Here is a 17,007-nt window from a genome sequence, read left to right on the forward strand (position 1 = left end):
AACTGCCCATTAGGATTACTGTGACATAAAGCAAGTTATAGAGGGCGTTTGTTAACGCTTAGTGCTAATTCGATAATCGTACCATTTAACCTCATATGCAACTATGTTGATTTGTTGGCATTTTTCAGAGTGAATAAATATTGCGTAGAGTTAATGGACTGTTTTTACATGGAATTGTTACGGAATATTTCCTAATCCCCGTTCGTGAAATGGGTCGAAATTCGCTTTTACTTGTATTGAGTAAATTCTATTCGCCTTCAGAATGTTAATGTTTTTTATATACTTATGGAGCATTTATGAAGATATTTTATTGTTTAATAATGGGGTGTTTACTGTTAACTGGCTGTGGGGGGGGCAGCGGAGGTGGTAGTGATGGCAGTACGGGTTCTGAAGGGGGAAGTTTTAGTGGACTGCCCGACCCAGGTGGAACATTAAGTGAAGACTATGATGTGAGCCAACTTCGAGCGCAAGCAACGTTTTCTAATAATACTGTTACAGATGCAAGTATTGTTGTGACATTAAGCTATGAGAAGGATGCAACTCGTCTTATGTCTCTTACTGGGCTTGATGAAATCGAAGTTTTGGTCGACGGAACGCTAGTTGCCTTAACCAATATCTACGGCTCGCTATACTCTTACGATATGCCAACTTACGCCGCTACTTATGAAGTTATTTGGAAGCGTGATGGTGAGGTAGTTGCTGCAACTAGTTTTGATGGACAACCCTCTGCAATTCCATTGACTAGTACTTATGATGGCAGTGGTTACCATTACGCTTGGACTGAAGATTCTGAGGTTGTATACCGATTCGTGATCCCCTCGCTTTCTTGTCTTAATTCTGAAGGTGTTTACGAAACTTTCCACCATTGGGAAAATGATGATTTAAGTAAAAATGTAGTAACCGGAGGAGCATATTACGTGCCGCTTAGTTTGTTTAACAATTTTACTGAGGAAGAATTAATACGTAATTACCAGACATGTGATATATCGATTGATATCACTGGTGAGCACAAAGAAATTAATATTAATGACTCCAATAGCTTAATTAAGGGGATTGCTATGGGAGCTGGAGTGTCGTTAGAAACGATATTTTAGCTAGTTTCGTGGCATAAGGAGTAAGCTCACAAATTATTTACTCCTTTTTTACTTAGGGGGAGTGATATCTAATCATCGGTACTATGTATCTTGTGAATCCAACTCTGGTTTTTGCTGCACCTCTAAACGAGCCACTTCGGCATCAAGCTCTGCTATTTTCTCTGCCATGAGTGCGTGACAGCGATTGGCCAGCTCCCTTGCATCACTAAGCTTGTATTCAGATACATCGATAGGTTCCAGCATCTCGGTGATCACAATGCCATTATTGGCACGACTAAAGTCGATCTTATTGTGTGTGGTGCTGGTACACATCGGGGTGATAGGCACGCCAGCTTCAATCGCCATTCGGAAAGCGCCCGTTTTGAATGGGAGTAGTCCGCGCCCTTTACTACGGGTTCCTTCCGGGTAAACCCAAACAGACAGATCTCTTTGATGAATCGCTTCTGCCACTTGCTTGATGGTATCGCGTGCTTTGGATTTGTCTTCGCGGTTAATCATGATGTTACCGGTGATCCAATACAGCAGGCCAAAGAAAGGCACGTACAACAAATCGCGTTTGCCCAATGAAACAGTGCGCGGTCTTAGCATTCCTGGATCGGTCACAAAGTCTAATATGCTTTGGTGGTTAGAGATGTAGACGCTTTTTTCTGACGTTGGCGCATTGTCTAGGCCGCGCTGCACCAGTTTTACACCGATGATCTTTTGGAGTTGGTTGAACCAACGACAGAAAACGTATACGTGCTTGGGGTTCTTAGGGCTAAACAAGCAGTAAACAAAAGCACATAGAGTGGTGAAAATAATAAACACCGTAGCCAAAATAATACGAAGAACAGCAAGCACAATTCACTCCTTACTCACCGCAAGATTGCAGTGATTAAATAGTTTTAGATGCTTGAAGTTTTCACTCTATTTAACCGAATTGCAACAATTAACTGTTATAGGGTTCTTTTTTTAGATCTTTATATAAAACAAGGACTAACAATGGGTGTTTGACACGATCATCGAGCTTACACGTGTTCACCAGTAGGTAGGCATGTTCACCAATACTGTTTATTTGGATCCGACTTTTCTATCCATTCAGGATCTTGACGCGACTCTAAATAGAGTTGTAGGCCGTTATAAGACATGAAAGCCGCAGGGCCACCAAGATGCTCGAAATAGTCAAAATAATCATCCTCGAGCGCGCAAAGGTGAGCTAAATCTTTAACGTTATTCATCATTGCCCATTGAATAGCGAACACCGGAGCCGTCGAACCTGAAATGCTGACCTCTTCGACATTTGGGTTGAACAGTGAATTTGCTTGTTCAAGCAGTATCTCTTCTTGTTCAGACTCTTGCTGTAACACCTCTTCGACGATCTCTGAGCGTTTGGTATTAGAGACATTCTTGTTTAGCTTGGCGATTCGCAGTGCGTAGCTAAATCGGTCTGAGGAAACAATGTCGACAAGTTGCGATAGCAGCACTTTGTCTACGCCTGCAGCCTTAGTGAAATAGTCGATACATGAATTGATTGAGGCATAACGAGTACCGTCAAACTCAAAGCCACTGGTTTCGTCGTATACCTCAAGTGGGATGTCATCAACCGACAAAGGCCAGCCTTTATAATCGACGCGTTGCTTGGCGATTTGATACATCTTCCAAGCGCTGCGTCCAAACCCACCGAGCGTCGAGCCTGAGAAATCAGAATCAATAAGCTCTTGTTCCGTCCAGTTCTCACCGATACCAAGGTGCTTAGCGTACTTGTCTATCAGAGTGTGTTTTATCTGATCGCGCACAGACCAAATTGAGGTCAGATTCTTTGAATAGTTAATTCTCGCACACTCATTACAAGCCGGCAGTGCTATCGGTGAATGGCCAATCTTGGCAACAGCCTGAGCTGTCTTAGGGAATTCAACAAGGTTACTGGAAGGTTCACCACAAAACCAACAGGTGTGGCGCAGGTTGAACGGGGTATCTATGTGTGAGTATGTGTTCATTAGTTTTTATCGGCTAGGTGCTTGAGGTTGGTTAATGATCTTCAAACAATTATCTCTGTTCGCACGTCAGCTTGCACCTTGTTTGTTTTTATTTTGCTGACGAAACTGATTCGTGATGTGACTCGCCTGATGAACTCATTAGGTGGATATTGATATAAAACAGTCACTAACGATAAATACCGCTCGGTGTGGCTGAACTTGCATGAGCTGCTAGCAATCGCCTAAGCTCCCCATTACTATTGAGATAGGCTCCTTACCCTAATAACGCATATGTCCTCATCGATTCCTTTTTACGATAAAAATGCTCACATACTTTGCCAGCAGTACAACTCAGTGACGTTCGAGACGGTGCATAAAAGCTGGCAAGCTTATTGGCCTTTAGTGGGCGATAAAGTACTAGATGTTGGTGCTGGATGCGGTCGTGATGCTCTATGGATGCACAAAGCCGGAGCTGATGTTATTGCGATAGAACCAAGTGCTTCATTACGCGAACAAGGCTCGAAATATACAGGCCCAAGTGTTACCTGGATTGATGATTCACTGCCTTCGCTTAGCCGCACTGACAACCTCGGAATGCGTTTTGACCTGATATTGGTCAGTGCGGTTTGGATGCACTTAGCCCCGTCTCATCGAGAACGAGCATTTAGAAAGTTGTCTAACTTGCTAGCTCCAAATGGCAAGCTGGTGATCACTCTGCGTCATGGGGAGTTTCAAGACAGTCGACAAGGCTATGAAGTCTCGGTTGAAGAGCTCGAGCGTTTATCAAAAAACAGCGCCTTGTTGGTTCGTCATGTTGATGATAGCCAAGATACATTGAACCGCAGTGAAGTGTGGTGGCAAACCGTGGTGATGACATTGCCAGACGATGGCTCCGGTGATTTGAACAAGGTGCGCCACATTATTGTGAATGACAATAAGTCGGCCACATACAAGTTGGCTTTGTTGAGAACTCTACTGAGAATTGCGGATGCGCATTCAGGCGCTGTGATTGATCGAACTGATGGGAAAATTTCTCTACCAGTGGGCTTGGTTGCTCTGTATTGGGTTAGGCAGTTTAAGCGACTGATTGATATCGACATAGAAGGCGCTGGGATTCAGCAAAATAGCAACACAACGAAGGGACTTGGGTTTGTAAAAGAGGATGGGTGGAATAAACTCAAACACCTAAGTGCTGATGACCTAGCGATTGGCGCTATGTTTCTCGGCGATGAAGCCAAGGCTCTACAAAAGCTATTTTCACAAACGATTAGTACCATTAAATCAGGACCTGTGACTTTTATTTATCAAGGCTCGAAAGACAACCGACTATTCGATATATACCCACCTCAGAAACGACGGAAGAGCCGAGAATCACTGGTCATTGATAGTGAGTTTTTAGAAAGCTTTGGCTATTTCACTCTCGATGAAAGCCTGTGGGAGTGCTTTAGAATCTACCACTCTTGGATTGAACCACTGGTGGTGAATCAATGGGTCATGGAGATGCAGCGTTTCGAGTTGAACCGACAGCGAAGTATCTCGTTGCAGACGTATCACGACTGCTTGGTATGGATCGATCAAAACCATGATACTCGCGATGTGCGTAAACGTGTCGAGCAACTTAGATCTGATCACGCAGACATTGTCAGCGTGTGGAGTGGGAAGTCATTGAAACACGAGTATCACGTTGATCACTGTTTGCCTTTTGCTTACTGGCCGAATAACGATAAGTGGAACCTTTTTCCCACCACAAGCAAAGAGAATCTAAGCAAAAGTGACAAAGTTCCTACGGCTGAAAAACTTCGAGCGTCTAAGTCTCGTATTCTCGAATGGTGGCAATTGGCATGGAGTGACTCGGCTCATTTTGAACAGCAGTTCTTTTCAGAAGCCGCGCTTTCGTTACCTAATATCCCTGCGCAGTGTCGAGACTTCGAAGAGGTGTTTGATGCAATGGGTTTGCAAGTACGTGGAGTAAAAAGTCGACTTCTGATCAGTGAGTGGAACTAATCATCGAGAACATAATGAAATACATCGGAATTGATGGCTGTAAAGCGGGATGGATTGCTTGGATTGTCTCTGGCAATGAGATACCTACGTTTAAGGTGGTAAATACGCTCGATGAGTTGGTTGGTGATCTTACGGGATCAACAACGTTAATCGATATGCCTATTGGTTTTAGTGATTCACTGACACCAGATCGCTTGTGCGATAAAGCAGCAAGACGTTTTCTAACTAGCAAGCGTGGTTCTTCAGTGTTTCCTGTTCCGTGCCGAGAGGCGGTTTACCAAACCGATTACATTGAAGCGTGCAGTGCCAATGTTGAGCAGGTTGATAAGAAGTTTTCTAAACAGACTTGGGGAATTGTGCCCAAGATCCGTGAGCTTGATGAATTCATTGAATCTCATCCCAATCTTTCCATCAGGGAATCACATCCTGAGGTTGTGTTTGCAGCTTTGAAAGGCGAACCGCTGACGTTTTCCAAACGAACACAAGAAGGCAAAGAGGAACGGCTTTCTATTATTCAGCACCTTGCCCCTCAATGGTGTGACGGCTTGTCGTTGGCCATTTCAACCACCAAGCGTAAAGACGTCGCGATAGACGATATTTACGATGCGTTCGTACTTATGCTGATTGCCTATTACGCTCCGCAATTATCGACCTTACCTGAACTTTCTTCTGTTGGTGGAGAAGCCGACAGGGACCAGAACGGACGAGTTCGAGAGATTGTCTATTGGAACAAAACGCGCTAACAAAGCGTGCGCTCAACTTGGCTTAATATGCTATTTTCCAACTCTGCTACTTTTCACTCTTACTATTTTTTGAGTCTTTAATATGAAACGTTTTTTTGTCGTCTGGCTGGCCATTGTACTCAGTGCCGTGAGTTATGCCCAAGTTGCCCCTATATCTCAATGGCAATGCGACATGATGAAAAAGAACAATGTCTTGAGTAGTGGTGCGCCTGTTGGTTGTGAGCGACTATCTAAAGTGGATTTCGATTTCATTAATTTCAAAGGGGAAACGCAACAGGGCAATATGATCGTGTTTGATGTGGTTGCACCTGCTGTTGAACAAATCTTTTCAGAACTCAAACAGCGCAATTTTCCTCTTCACTCCGCTCGTCTAATGCGTGAATTCAGAGGTGACGATAACGCCTCAATGGATGCGAACAACAGCAGTGCGTTTAACGCTCGTCCTATTACAGGCGGAGGTGGTTGGTCGAAACATGCGTATGGTGTGGCAATAGACATCAACCCAGTTCAAAACCCTTTCTTAGAGTTCGATAGCAACGGAAAAATCACGGTCAAGCCTTCACAATCTGCGACAAGTTATGTGAACCGTACTCGTTTTCGCGCGCGTGATGAAATTGAACGTAGTGGCATGGCAGAAGATGTGGTTGAGCTTTTCGCCCATCACGGATTCATGATCTGGGGAGGGGATTGGAATAGCCCAATCGATACTCAGCATTTTGAGGTCGGCTCAAGAAAGTTCGTTAATCAACTGCTTTCTAAATCACAACCGGAAGCGAAAGTATTATTTGAGCGTTATGTCCAATCTTATCGACAGTGTTATCTCAAAAATAAAGGTGAGGGCGCAGAAAAAGCTCGTGCTATCTGTGCAAAGAAAACAGTTGGGACTTTTTAGTGCTATGTTTATCTAGAACCGTTTGTATTTTAGAAAGTTAAACTCGCTTCAGGTGTGTTTTGAATAGCTAAGGTCAGCGCTTGTCGTTGACCTTTTTTGTATTCATTTCTCCAATAGAACACCGAGCATTGAAAAGACTATTGGGTATCTGTTATTCAATAATCGATAAGCGAATACAACGTAAAGTCATCGGTTTGTCATTGAAAAACTCATAGCGTTAACGTTATGTGAGAACCATTGCTGGTGGGGGAACTCTTCGCTGAAACACCAGTATTATTAGTGCACTGATCACAACGGACCAACTAATGAAAAAGATACCTTTGGCTCTAACTCTTTTAAGCACTTTGCTTTTTTCACAATATACTTTGGCTACTGATACTTCCCACACCACACAAAACCCTACTTACGAACTCGATGGTAAGGCGGTATTAGGCCGCACTGAGAATGTGTACCTATCTAGCGTTCAAGGGCTAAAAGACGTTCCTTTCATTGGTAAGATTGATACCGGTGCAGAAACCACGTCTATGCATGCTGAAGACATTCATGTGAAGAGCTCTAATGCCGACTACCAAAACCTTAAAGATAAGGAGTTGATGGCGGCGTTAACCGAAGATCTGTTGAATAATTCCGATGTTGATTACGATGATTGGGATGGCAGTACCTTTGCAAAATATGAGGCTATGGTGTCTTTTAAGGTTCAAAACCCACGCACGGGAGACATGGTATTAATCGAAGCGCCTTTAGAGCGTGTCAGCATGATACGCAGTCGCACCAGCAGCACGCCTTTGCTTCGTCCTACCGTAAAAATGTCGCTGACCATTGCGGATCAAGAATTAAAAACAGACGTTAACCTGACGGACAGAAGTCACTTCTCTGCGCCAGTGCTGATAGGCAAAACCTTTCTTGCTGACAACGCTTTAGTATTTGCGGGCTATGACTACTTGCAAGAGCAGGAAAACGCGACAGTTGTTGGCCGCAAAGAGGTGGTGTCTATCTCCGGAATGGCGATGAACGCGACCTTCTCATTAAAGAATCGATACAGCATTCTTCATGCAAAAGACATCGATGTAGATAAGAAGAACAGTGAAGTGACGTTTGATATGTTCGACAACGATGGCAAACAGAAAGAGATGACACTGCCATTGGTTCGTATGTTAAGCGTGAGTGGTAAGAAAAGACCTTTGGTATATGTACCAGTCCAACTCGATGAAAACACAACCAAAGATGTTCTGGTGTACCTACGTGACCGCTCGAGTAGCGAGTCGCAGTTGAGGTTTGGTACAAGCACCGCTAGCGAACTTTTCATGATCGATACCAACGCTGAGAATATTCTTTCTGAAGGCTCTGAGAACTTCAGCGAGGTCGCGAAAAAGACTGAGCCATTAATTATCTCACCGGAAGAAGATATCACATTAGATGGTTTCCCTATGAAGGCTGTTGCTTCATTTACTGTCAACACGCCTTTGCTGAAGGTCGATAGTTTTGAAATGACAGGTAAAGGCAAAGAGGCTTCTGTTGAATTTTATCTTACAGATGTAAAAGGTGAGAAGCAGAAGATAACAAAGCCAATTATTAAGAAGCTTAAGGTCGGTGATGATACTCGTCCGGTTGTAAGTGGTAAGTTTTTGGGAGCTGGTAAAGTTCGCCAACAAGAGTTTGCTATCGACGTGCTTAACAGCAATGAAAAAGAAGCGTACTTCATTCTAGGTAAGAAGATGGCGAAAGATGGAGTATATGTGAATACTCGATCTGATTATCTTTTGAAATCGGAGCCTTTGTTTAAAGTAGGGCACATTGAAGTTGTTGAAGTCAACGGCATGAAGTTCCCGGCCAAGTTGGATACTGGCGCAGATGTAAGCTCAATGAACGCAGTCAACATCAAACGATTTAAGAAAGACGGCCAAGACATGGTGAGCTTTACCTATCAAAACAACCAAGGCGATAAGCAAGACTTCACTAAGCCAGTGATTGATGTCATGCGCATCAAAGCCAAGAAAGGCGAGAAGGTGAACATTCGTCCTGTCGTCGAAATGAAGGTGAAGTTAGGTGACTTAGAGAAAGAGGTGAGGGTAAACCTTCAAGATCGCTCTCGCTTTGAATACAGCATGATCCTAGGTAAGAACTTCCTGAAACACGGCGCAGTAGTGAGCAGTGATGAAGATTACTTGCTGGGCGATATGGAGTAACACCTAAACTTATTTAAGTTCGTTCTAGAACAGTTTTAGACAGCCACACATTTCAGTATTGGGATGTGTGGTTTTTTATTGAGTGTCTGTTTTTGGACGTTGATGGCAAGGGGGGGTAAGTGTTTGTTATTTATGTGTTTATCTGTTAATGGGTGACATTTAGACAAACAAAAAGGGCCAACCCTTTCGAGTTGGCCCTTTCCAAACGTTTGGTGGGCTGGCGGGAGTTGGGCATATGTCTCATCCCATACCAGCAAAGCTCTTGGAGTATTAACTCTAATTTTATGTTAATTAGCATGTTACATAAAAATCCTGCTTAAAAAGGAACTGAACAGCCGTCCTTTATGTATTCTGGTTCGATTTTAAAGGCTTTATATTTCAAAATATTCTAAGTGATTCATGTCAGAGGAGCTTTTAGACGTGATTGATAAAAGCAGCACATGGCATTATCAAAAACTAATCTAATGTAACCAAAACTACTCACATTATCTATTTCTAGTTGTTAATGTAACAGAAGTTACTCATAACTTTCTTTCTTGAATAGTGATATCAAAACGTTGAGTTTTACTTCTACTTTAACGCTTACTCGTCATGACAGTTAAGTGCGGAATTTAGTAGGTTAGTCGATATTGGTACTAGCCCTACTTTTAGTCCAAATGGCTTGAATACTTTATCGAGAATATCAGTTTTGAAAGTACCTCGATCATTCTCAATCTCAGATATAGTTTTTCTGGAAACCCCAACCATTTTGGCAAAGGTATCTTGTTTGACACCTAACACGTTTATCCTAAGTTCCTTGAGAGCTAATCCTTGTGTTAGTTCATTCATAAGCAACGATCTAATAACTCTATTTATCTTATGTTTTCTTTCGGATACTGATATTGGTTGTGCATTTTTAGGCGTACGCTTTGCCACTTTTTCAATCTGTTCAACCGATGTTTGTACATGAGCTTTTTGTATTGAAATGGATTTACTTAAGCGTTCCTTGTTTAAACGAAGTCGAGATATGGCGTCATAGACTGATTCTGATGAATTATTTAGGTATTGTTTACTTAAATTATCTGTGTTCGTACTCATATCAGTCCCCACTTTCAAGTTCGCGGTCTCAAGGTTTAACAAACAAGTAGTTGTGTACTTATAACTCTATTTCAGGGATAACATCAGATTCTTCAAGAAAGTGTTCACATCTAGCCACAACGATTTCACGGTATCGGTTTAAATAAGGTAATTGTGAATCAGAAGTAGGAGTGACGAGAGATATAGCATCATCAATGTTGTTTATAACGTCATTTGCGATCTTTACTAGGCTCTGTTGAAGCAATTTTGGTGAAATACCACAATCGTCAGCAAACTCTACAAGTTGGTAGGCATTAATAGAATCTGAGTCAAATTCATCCCCAATTGCCATCGCAAGATCCTGCTCAAATTCAGGGTACATTCTTACATTGACTAGATCGTAAAGTGGCGTTGGTGTTAAGCCCGATTTTTGGACAAAGAAACTGAAGTTTTTGCCATGTGCATCTGCGTTATAAATACAGAGATTGAACATTGCCCACTTTAGGATCGCTAGTTTTGCCGCTAATGGGTTTTCACATTGCTCTGTTACCGAAAAAAGTCGGGCGAAGCTGATACCATCACGAATATGACTGACATCTCTTTGTTTGCCTAAGTTTCGTTCATACTTTCTATCGACACCTAGGTTACAAGCTTGACAGGCATCGATCATATGCCTTCGTTTCACACTTGTTGAACTAAATAGCTTTCGATCAAACCTCTCTACAATTAAGGCTGGAAATTGGTCAAAGTACCGCAACTCAACGTCAGCAACATCTAGTCCAACTAGCTTCGCTAATTTCATCGTCACAAATTCATTTATGACAAGGTGTTGTTGGTCATTTTTTTCGAACTTCACAATATGAGTTGAGCATAGTTCACCCTCTCCAAACCCTAAGTTTCCATCGATAGATAAAACGTTTAGCTTAGATTGAACCCCCGCTACTGATAGTCTTGGTTTTCCTTCCCATACTTCTAAATACCAAAGTTCAGGGTCAGATAGTTTCTTAATTAATTCACTATCATTGATTGGGTTGAAAGAGGTTTCAGTTTGAACTGGAGAAACACCTTCGGATAAGAACATCATTGCACCTGATGTATCTGTTCCAATACCACCAACTTGTGAAAATACGTTTGAACGTGATACGCCAAGAAAGTCGATCAAATAATCTAACCCTTTATTTTCAGGGAGCAAATTCTGTAAGAACCTCCTGATATTGACTGATGGTATATCAGAGTTAAATGGAAGGTGTGGCGATATGGGAAACCCATTATCAATCCAATCTTGCTTGTAGATTACAGATAGAGCATCACTTTCTTTACTCAGTGATAGCTTGCCTATGACTTGCTGGCTATAAACTATATCGAGGATGTATTGATGATTAGACCCAGACGTCATTACCTTTCTCCTGTGATGGGACTGAAGCATCTAAGTCTTGCCATGGTTGTATCGATATCTTTATCCCTAGAGCAGACACAACTTTCATTAAAGAGGTTAGTTTAATATCGGAGCTGCCTTGTTCAATTTTTATGTAGGTTTGTTTTGAAACACCAGAAAGCAATGCTGCATCTTGCTGGGTGATTTTACTTTGAGTTCTTTTTGCTTTGATCGCCTCACCAAGTAGTGATGGTGTGAACACCTGGCTTAGATCTGGTGACTCAGTTGCTTTTACTTTCTTAACCATGGAACCTCCATATAGCATGATGCAATAAAGTATGCCTTGATAGACTTTTAAATTATTTATACGTAGATTTTAAGTAAAAGTCTATTAAAGTTAACTTTTATGGTAAGTGTATTGAGCCACTGCATAAAAGTCTACAGTAGCGAACTTTTATGCTTATAAACTTGGCGATCTTATTTAAAGTCTAGTGTGGTTTACTTTATATAACGAAAGAATAATAGAGAACTCAAAGCCATGGGGCTTTGAGATACCTAAAGTATGGCTAACTCTCTATCGGAACCTTAAGGTGGTCGTTCAAGTATTGTGTGTAATACAAAGGCATTACAACATTGTCTTGCTCTAGTGCATTGGAGCCTTGTGTTCCTGTTAGCTTGATTGTCTTGTGTGGCTTACACTTCGATATATAGGATTGCAGTGACCTAGCACGAGTCCTTTTGCCACTCTTTACTTCTATAGGAATTATACGACCAACCTCATCGGCAATGACAAACTCAATCTCAGCTCTAGCATCCCCCCATGAAAAAGTCGGTTCGTAGCCTAGTGCTGCAAGTTCTTGTTGAACAAAGTTTTCAGCAACGTAGCCTTTGTATTCGTACCCCTGTTGCTTTATTTCACGGTAACTTGTTGCGAGCATGTGATTAAGTAGTCCTACATCAAATAGAAACAGCTTTATAGCATTTTCTTTTTGATAGGCTGATAAGGGCGATCTAGGTTGCCCATCGATAGGGTAATTCTTCAAGGTTAGTCTGCATTTATGTAGCCATGTAATGGCACTTTCGTATTCAGCATATCGAGATTTACGCTGATGGACGCCTTTAAACTTGAAACGTTTTACTGAATCATAAAATACTGACGATAACTGTGAAGGAATGTTTCTGAATACGGACTCTATAAGTGTGGCATCGACTTTATCCGAGTACTTGCCAAAGTCTCGTAAGTAACCTTGAATTAAGTTGCTTTGAACGTCTGAAACAAGCTCCGTTCGTTCAATGATACTTCTGTCTGAATGAGTAAACCAGGCATCAACAGCTTCAGGCATTCCGCCCACAAAGTAATAATCAGTAAGCATGCCGAATAGTTTTGTATGTGCAACTTCAGAGTTCACTTGCTGCTCAAATGCTTTAATGAGTGGCTTTTCTTCACTTGCCCAAAGAAACTCTTTAAATGTTAATGGTCTTAAGTTGTGTTGTTCAACCTTACCGACAGGAAAGGATGTAAGTAAACCAATGTTAGAGCCACTTGCTGCAATATAAGCTTGTGGTGCTTTTTCGGCAAAATACTTCAAGGCAGTGACTGCTTTTGGACACTCACCTATCTCATCGAGGATCAGTAGATCAGTGGCGAGGTCAAATACCTCTCCCGTTAATAGTTCAATATTGGTAATGATATCGTCAGGATTTAGAGAGTTAGAAAATGCTTCTCTGAACTGCGGCTCTTCTAAGAAATCAATTCTTATAACTTTGTTAAAATTTTGACCTAGTAGTTCCTGTAACAGATAAGTTTTACCCGTCTGTCTGGCACCATCGATCAAGAGTGGTTTTCTTGATAGTTTATTTTTCCAGCTCAGCAGTTTGTCTAAGATTGATCGTTTCATACCATGTTGCTCGTATTTTGGTTACGCTTAATCTCACATTATCATATTAATGCGCTTGTTTGTGTATTGATTTTACACTTTTATGCGCATAAAAGTGTGGTAAATTCTCTTTTATATGCGCATTAAAATGTTGATTTATGATTTGATACAGGGAATTTGCGATATTACCAATCTTCCTCATCAAGAATGCCGTTGCTCTCATTTCTTGTTTCAATCTTTACTGTCAGATCTAAGGCTTGAATGATTTTAAACATGGTAGAGAGCGTGGCTTTATCTGGTCTATTTTCAAAGTTAGAAATGGTAGCTTGCTTTATGCCGACTCTCTTTGCCACTTCGGACTGAGTCCATTTATTTTTTTGTCGTATTAGCAGTAAACTATTAGCGAGTTGCTGTGGACTATAAATCACAATTCGTCATTCCTTACGGTTATTGATGCTTACTTTTCACAAGGGATTCAAGCAGCACTATCCCTACTAGGGTATATTATTAACATTATACCTTTGTTGGGATAAAACCAAGTAGGGAATAAAGTAGAACAATCAAAGCCCTTGGCTTTGACTTATCTATATACAGGATGATATTTAGCATGGATGAGCTTGAGTCAGTAAATCAAAGAATTGAACAGTTGAAATCCGAGCTATCTCAGCTTGAGAAAAGACGAAATGAGTTACTGTCTAGTACTGTGAATCCAGAGCAAACTCTGTTAACTCCAGGACAGAAAATTGAACTATTTCAAAGTTACTTCCGAGGAAATCATCACTGTTACGCTAATCGTTGGCAAAACTCGGCAGGTCGAAATGGTTACTCAATAGCTTGCTCCAATGAGTGGCAGAAAGGGGTATGTGAAAAGCCGAAGGTAAAGTGTTTAGAGTGCTTGAATCAAGCTTTTAGACCTCTGGATAGAGATGCGATCTATCGTCACTTAACTGGCGCTGAAGTCATTGGCTTATATCCTATACAGCCTGACAATTCGTGTTTCTTATTAGCCATAGATTTTGATAAAAGCGACTGGCTTCAGGCATCTCAAGCTTATGTTGAAGCGTGTGAGTTTTATGATCTGGATTGTTTGTGGGAGCGCTCTCGTTCAGGTAAAGGAGCGCATGTCTGGATTTTCTTTGAATCCGCAACAACAGCAAAGGACGCAAGAGAATTAGGCTTTCTTCTCTTAGACAAAGCGATGCAAATCCATAGTGCATTAGCTTTTGATTCTTATGACCGACTCTTCCCTAATCAAGATGTTTTACCCACTGGCGGTATCGGCAATCTAATAGCCTTACCCTTACAAAAACAAGCAAGGGCTAATCAAAATTCAGTGTTTTTGGATCGTTTTGGTCAGCCCTATAGCGACCAATGGTTGGCATTAAAATCAGTTCAGAAAGTAGCTGTATCTAAACTTGAAAATCTGATATCGGCTATAGAGAAAAAAGCTAAACAACCAGACGTTAGCGATTTGAAACCTTGGGAACGTAACGTATTGCCAACATCGGGCATTGATGGGTGTCCGTCAAACGTAACCGTAGTATTGGCAAACCGAATTTATTTAACTCTCTCTGAGCTTCCAAATCCATTAGTCGCTAGGCTCAAAAAGTTAGCATCATTTTCTAACCCCAAGTTTTTTAAAGCGCAGGGCATGCGTCTTTCAACTAATGGTATAGCTCGCTTTATATGCTTAGCGGAGTTAGATAATGGCTATTTAAGCTTACCTAGAGGCTGCCTTGATGATGTACAGGAAATCTTGGCGGATCTGCATATCAAGGTAGATCTCGTTGATAAAAGAACGCTTGGGCAGAAATTGGAGTTAGTTAACTTTCAGGGTGAGTTACGACAATCACAGCAAAAAGCAGTGGATTCCTTGCTTAAGTTTGATTGTGGTGTGCTACATGCTCCAACTGCTTTCGGTAAGACGGTGACGGCTATCGGTCTGATAGCTCAACGCAAAGTTAATACGCTGATTTTAGTGCATAGCAAGCAACTCGCAGACCAATGGAAGGAACGTCTAACAGCCTTCTCTGACGGCATTGATATCGGTATTTATACTGGGGCAAGGAAAAACCCAACAGCTCAAGTCGATATTGCTACCTATCAAAGCCTGATAAACCGAGGTGATAATACTGTAAACCCAATGATTCAGGAGTATGGTCAGATCATTGTTGATGAATGTCATCATTTATCTGCACCGCAATATGAACGTGTGTTGTCAGAGGCTCATGCGAAATATGTCTATGGGGTAAGTGCGACTTTAGAACGTAGAGATGGGCATCAACCCATTATTTTTATGCAATTAGGTAGGGTGAGACACACGATCAAGATTGATAAAACATCTCAATTCCAACAGATACTGCATTGCAGAAAACTCGCGTATGTACCACCGCTTGTTCTGACTAATGATGAATCAAAGCCACATATATCAGAAGTCTATCGTTGGCTTATGGAACATCCTGAGAGAAACAAGCAAATCTTATCTGATACTCAATCTGAAATATTGAAAGGTCGAGTTCCTATCATTTTGACTGAGAGAAGAGAGCATGCAGCCACTATTTATAATGCTTTGGTTGAAGAGGGGGTTCAAGTTCAGCTACTTGTTGGAGCTATGAAAAAGAAGTCTCTGAAACAAGTGATGGATCAGCTCGACTCAGCTCAGGTACTTGTTGCCACAGGAAAGTTTATCGGTGAAGGGTTTGATTTACCGAGACTGGATACATTGATCTTAGCGTTACCTGTATCGTGGAAAGGCTCGCTAATACAGTATGTAGGGCGAATTCAAAGGCAATATCAAGGTAAAATGGAAGTGAAGGTGATTGACTACGTAGATACTAAATTGCCAATGTTACAACGAATGTTTAAGAAGCGAGAGAAAGGTTATAAAGCCCTTGGTTTTGAAGAGGAATTCCAAGGACGTGGGCATCAGCCTTCATTAGACTTGCCTGTAGATACTGCATCCGAGTAGTTGAGTGAGACTGAAATTACATAAGGATTGATGCTGTCCATTGCGGATGTTTGAACTGTCGCTTAGTATGAATCTCGGAACTAAAGATTTTTTGTAAGTCTGTTTTCGTATATGCGTTTTTGGCGTCACTGTCTTTGCGCTGTTTGCGAAAGCGGATTGCTTTGAATGGGTTGATATCGGTGAGTTCGTTTAAGAGACACCACTCGAAGAAGCCTGACATTTTCTGGCAGTAATCTTTTACGGACTCTTCGCTCAGTGTCGGCATATCAAGATTCTTATTGAGTTCAATCGCTCCCTTTGCCGTTAGACCCTTAAATTGGGAGTGCTTTCTCATATTGACGGGATACATTCGTAAGAGGCGCACGGCATCCTCGGCGTTACCTCTCCGTATATCGGTAAGGCTTGTCTTTCCTATTAACCCTAGAACGCTTTGGCACTTAGCTTTCAGCATTCCGACGGCCTTTGGCGATATATGTTGGGCTTTGTAGAGACAAAAGCGTTCCAGTATCTTTTCAGGCGATAGCGTTTTAGTTTGTTTGGCTTTGGTTGCGGTATGTGTTTTATCTTGGTTTAGAGGTTTTACTTGAGGTGATGTTGCGTTAGTAGTTGGCGCTAAAATGGTACGACGAACCTGTATCTCTAGCTCTAACGCCAAAAGAATAGCTTTGTCTTTGTTGGATGTTTTCAGCGAGCGCTTGATCTCATGGAATCCATTAAACCGATGTCGATGCTCAGAGGGGCTCTGATATCGGAACTGCCAAATACCGGATTTCGAGATAGATAAATAGTGCATGTCTTAGTACCAAAATGTAGTACAAACAGCCTAATATCGAAGTTATAAATACAAAAAGGGCGGT

General features: G+C 41.6%; 14 protein-coding genes. 6 read left to right on the top strand and 8 right to left on the bottom strand.

All coding sequences use genetic code 11. From position 1 onward, the window contains the following. Window positions 1–296 precede the first annotated feature (296 nt). Window positions 297–1,094: a hypothetical protein gene (locus AC3CH3_RS03305; protein ID WP_019820318.1), complete on the top strand. Its 798-nt coding sequence runs from the start codon at window positions 297–299 to the stop codon at window positions 1,092–1,094. Window positions 1,095–1,175: 81 nt separating this feature from the next. Here AC3CH3_RS03305 and AC3CH3_RS03310 read toward each other — a convergent pair whose 3' ends face one another. Next, window positions 1,176–1,934 carry a 1-acylglycerol-3-phosphate O-acyltransferase gene (locus tag AC3CH3_RS03310; protein ID WP_488537728.1) on the bottom strand — a complete coding sequence of 253 codons (759 nt, stop codon included), beginning with the start codon at window positions 1,932–1,934 and terminating at the stop codon, window positions 1,176–1,178. A gap of 197 nt (window positions 1,935–2,131) precedes the next feature. Continuing rightward, window positions 2,132–3,070, bottom strand: a complete 939-nt coding sequence (locus tag AC3CH3_RS03315) for a hypothetical protein (protein ID WP_488537729.1) — start codon at window positions 3,068–3,070, stop codon at window positions 2,132–2,134. 270 nt (window positions 3,071–3,340) lie between these two features. On the opposite strand from AC3CH3_RS03315, the gene AC3CH3_RS03320 reads away from it, so the two are divergent. The 4 genes from AC3CH3_RS03320 to AC3CH3_RS03335 all read left to right on the top strand — a co-directional run bounded on the left by AC3CH3_RS03320 (window position 3,341) and on the right by AC3CH3_RS03335 (window position 8,874). Further along, window positions 3,341–5,053: a class I SAM-dependent methyltransferase gene (locus AC3CH3_RS03320; protein ID WP_488537730.1), complete on the top strand. Its 1,713-nt coding sequence runs from the start codon at window positions 3,341–3,343 to the stop codon at window positions 5,051–5,053. A gap of 14 nt (window positions 5,054–5,067) precedes the next feature. After that, on the top strand, window positions 5,068–5,796 hold the full coding sequence (locus tag AC3CH3_RS03325; protein WP_488537731.1) for a DUF429 domain-containing protein: 729 nt from the start codon (window positions 5,068–5,070) through the stop codon (window positions 5,794–5,796). 82 nt (window positions 5,797–5,878) lie between these two features. After that, window positions 5,879–6,688 carry a M15 family metallopeptidase gene (locus tag AC3CH3_RS03330; RefSeq protein ID WP_019820309.1) on the top strand — a complete coding sequence of 270 codons (810 nt, stop codon included), beginning with the start codon at window positions 5,879–5,881 and terminating at the stop codon, window positions 6,686–6,688. A gap of 305 nt (window positions 6,689–6,993) precedes the next feature. After that, window positions 6,994–8,874, top strand: a complete 1,881-nt coding sequence (locus tag AC3CH3_RS03335) for an ATP-dependent zinc protease family protein (RefSeq protein WP_488537732.1) — start codon at window positions 6,994–6,996, stop codon at window positions 8,872–8,874. A gap of 582 nt (window positions 8,875–9,456) precedes the next feature. Here the strand turns inward: AC3CH3_RS03335 and AC3CH3_RS03340 are convergent. The 5 genes from AC3CH3_RS03340 to hipB form a co-directional block, all read right to left on the bottom strand. After that, the gene (locus AC3CH3_RS03340) at window positions 9,457–9,951 is read right to left on the bottom strand and encodes a helix-turn-helix transcriptional regulator (protein WP_488537733.1); all 495 of its coding nucleotides are present in this window, start codon (window positions 9,949–9,951) and stop codon (window positions 9,457–9,459) included. Window positions 9,952–10,009: 58 nt separating this feature from the next. Next, complete coding sequence (locus AC3CH3_RS03345) at window positions 10,010–11,326, bottom strand: HipA domain-containing protein (protein ID WP_019824022.1); 1,317 nt, start codon at window positions 11,324–11,326, stop codon at window positions 10,010–10,012. Next, entirely contained in the window at window positions 11,310–11,612 is a 303-nt protein-coding gene (locus tag AC3CH3_RS03350; RefSeq protein ID WP_017104942.1) for a helix-turn-helix transcriptional regulator, read from the bottom strand. Before AC3CH3_RS03350 ends, AC3CH3_RS03345 begins: the two co-directional genes overlap by 17 nt. Window positions 11,613–11,871: 259 nt before the next feature. Beyond that, a complete protein-coding gene (locus AC3CH3_RS03355; RefSeq protein WP_019824020.1) occupies window positions 11,872–13,203 on the bottom strand; it encodes an ATP-binding protein in 1,332 nt (443 codons plus the stop codon). Window positions 13,204–13,367: 164 nt separating this feature from the next. Further along, window positions 13,368–13,610: a type II toxin-antitoxin system antitoxin HipB gene (hipB, locus tag AC3CH3_RS03360; RefSeq protein ID WP_019824018.1), complete on the bottom strand. Its 243-nt coding sequence runs from the start codon at window positions 13,608–13,610 to the stop codon at window positions 13,368–13,370. A 179-nt stretch (window positions 13,611–13,789) separates the two neighbouring features. Here hipB and AC3CH3_RS03365 point away from each other — a divergent pair, with 179 nt between their 5' ends. After that, window positions 13,790–16,150, top strand: a complete 2,361-nt coding sequence (locus tag AC3CH3_RS03365; protein WP_488537734.1) for a TOTE conflict system archaeo-eukaryotic primase domain-containing protein — start codon at window positions 13,790–13,792, stop codon at window positions 16,148–16,150. Window positions 16,151–16,166: 16 nt separating this feature from the next. Here the strand turns inward: AC3CH3_RS03365 and AC3CH3_RS03370 are convergent, their stop codons facing one another. Further along, window positions 16,167–16,943: a DUF6538 domain-containing protein gene (locus tag AC3CH3_RS03370; RefSeq protein WP_488537735.1), complete on the bottom strand. Its 777-nt coding sequence runs from the start codon at window positions 16,941–16,943 to the stop codon at window positions 16,167–16,169. Window positions 16,944–17,007 lie beyond the last annotated feature (64 nt).

The organism is Vibrio sp. QJM3NY_35, assembly GCF_057785915.1.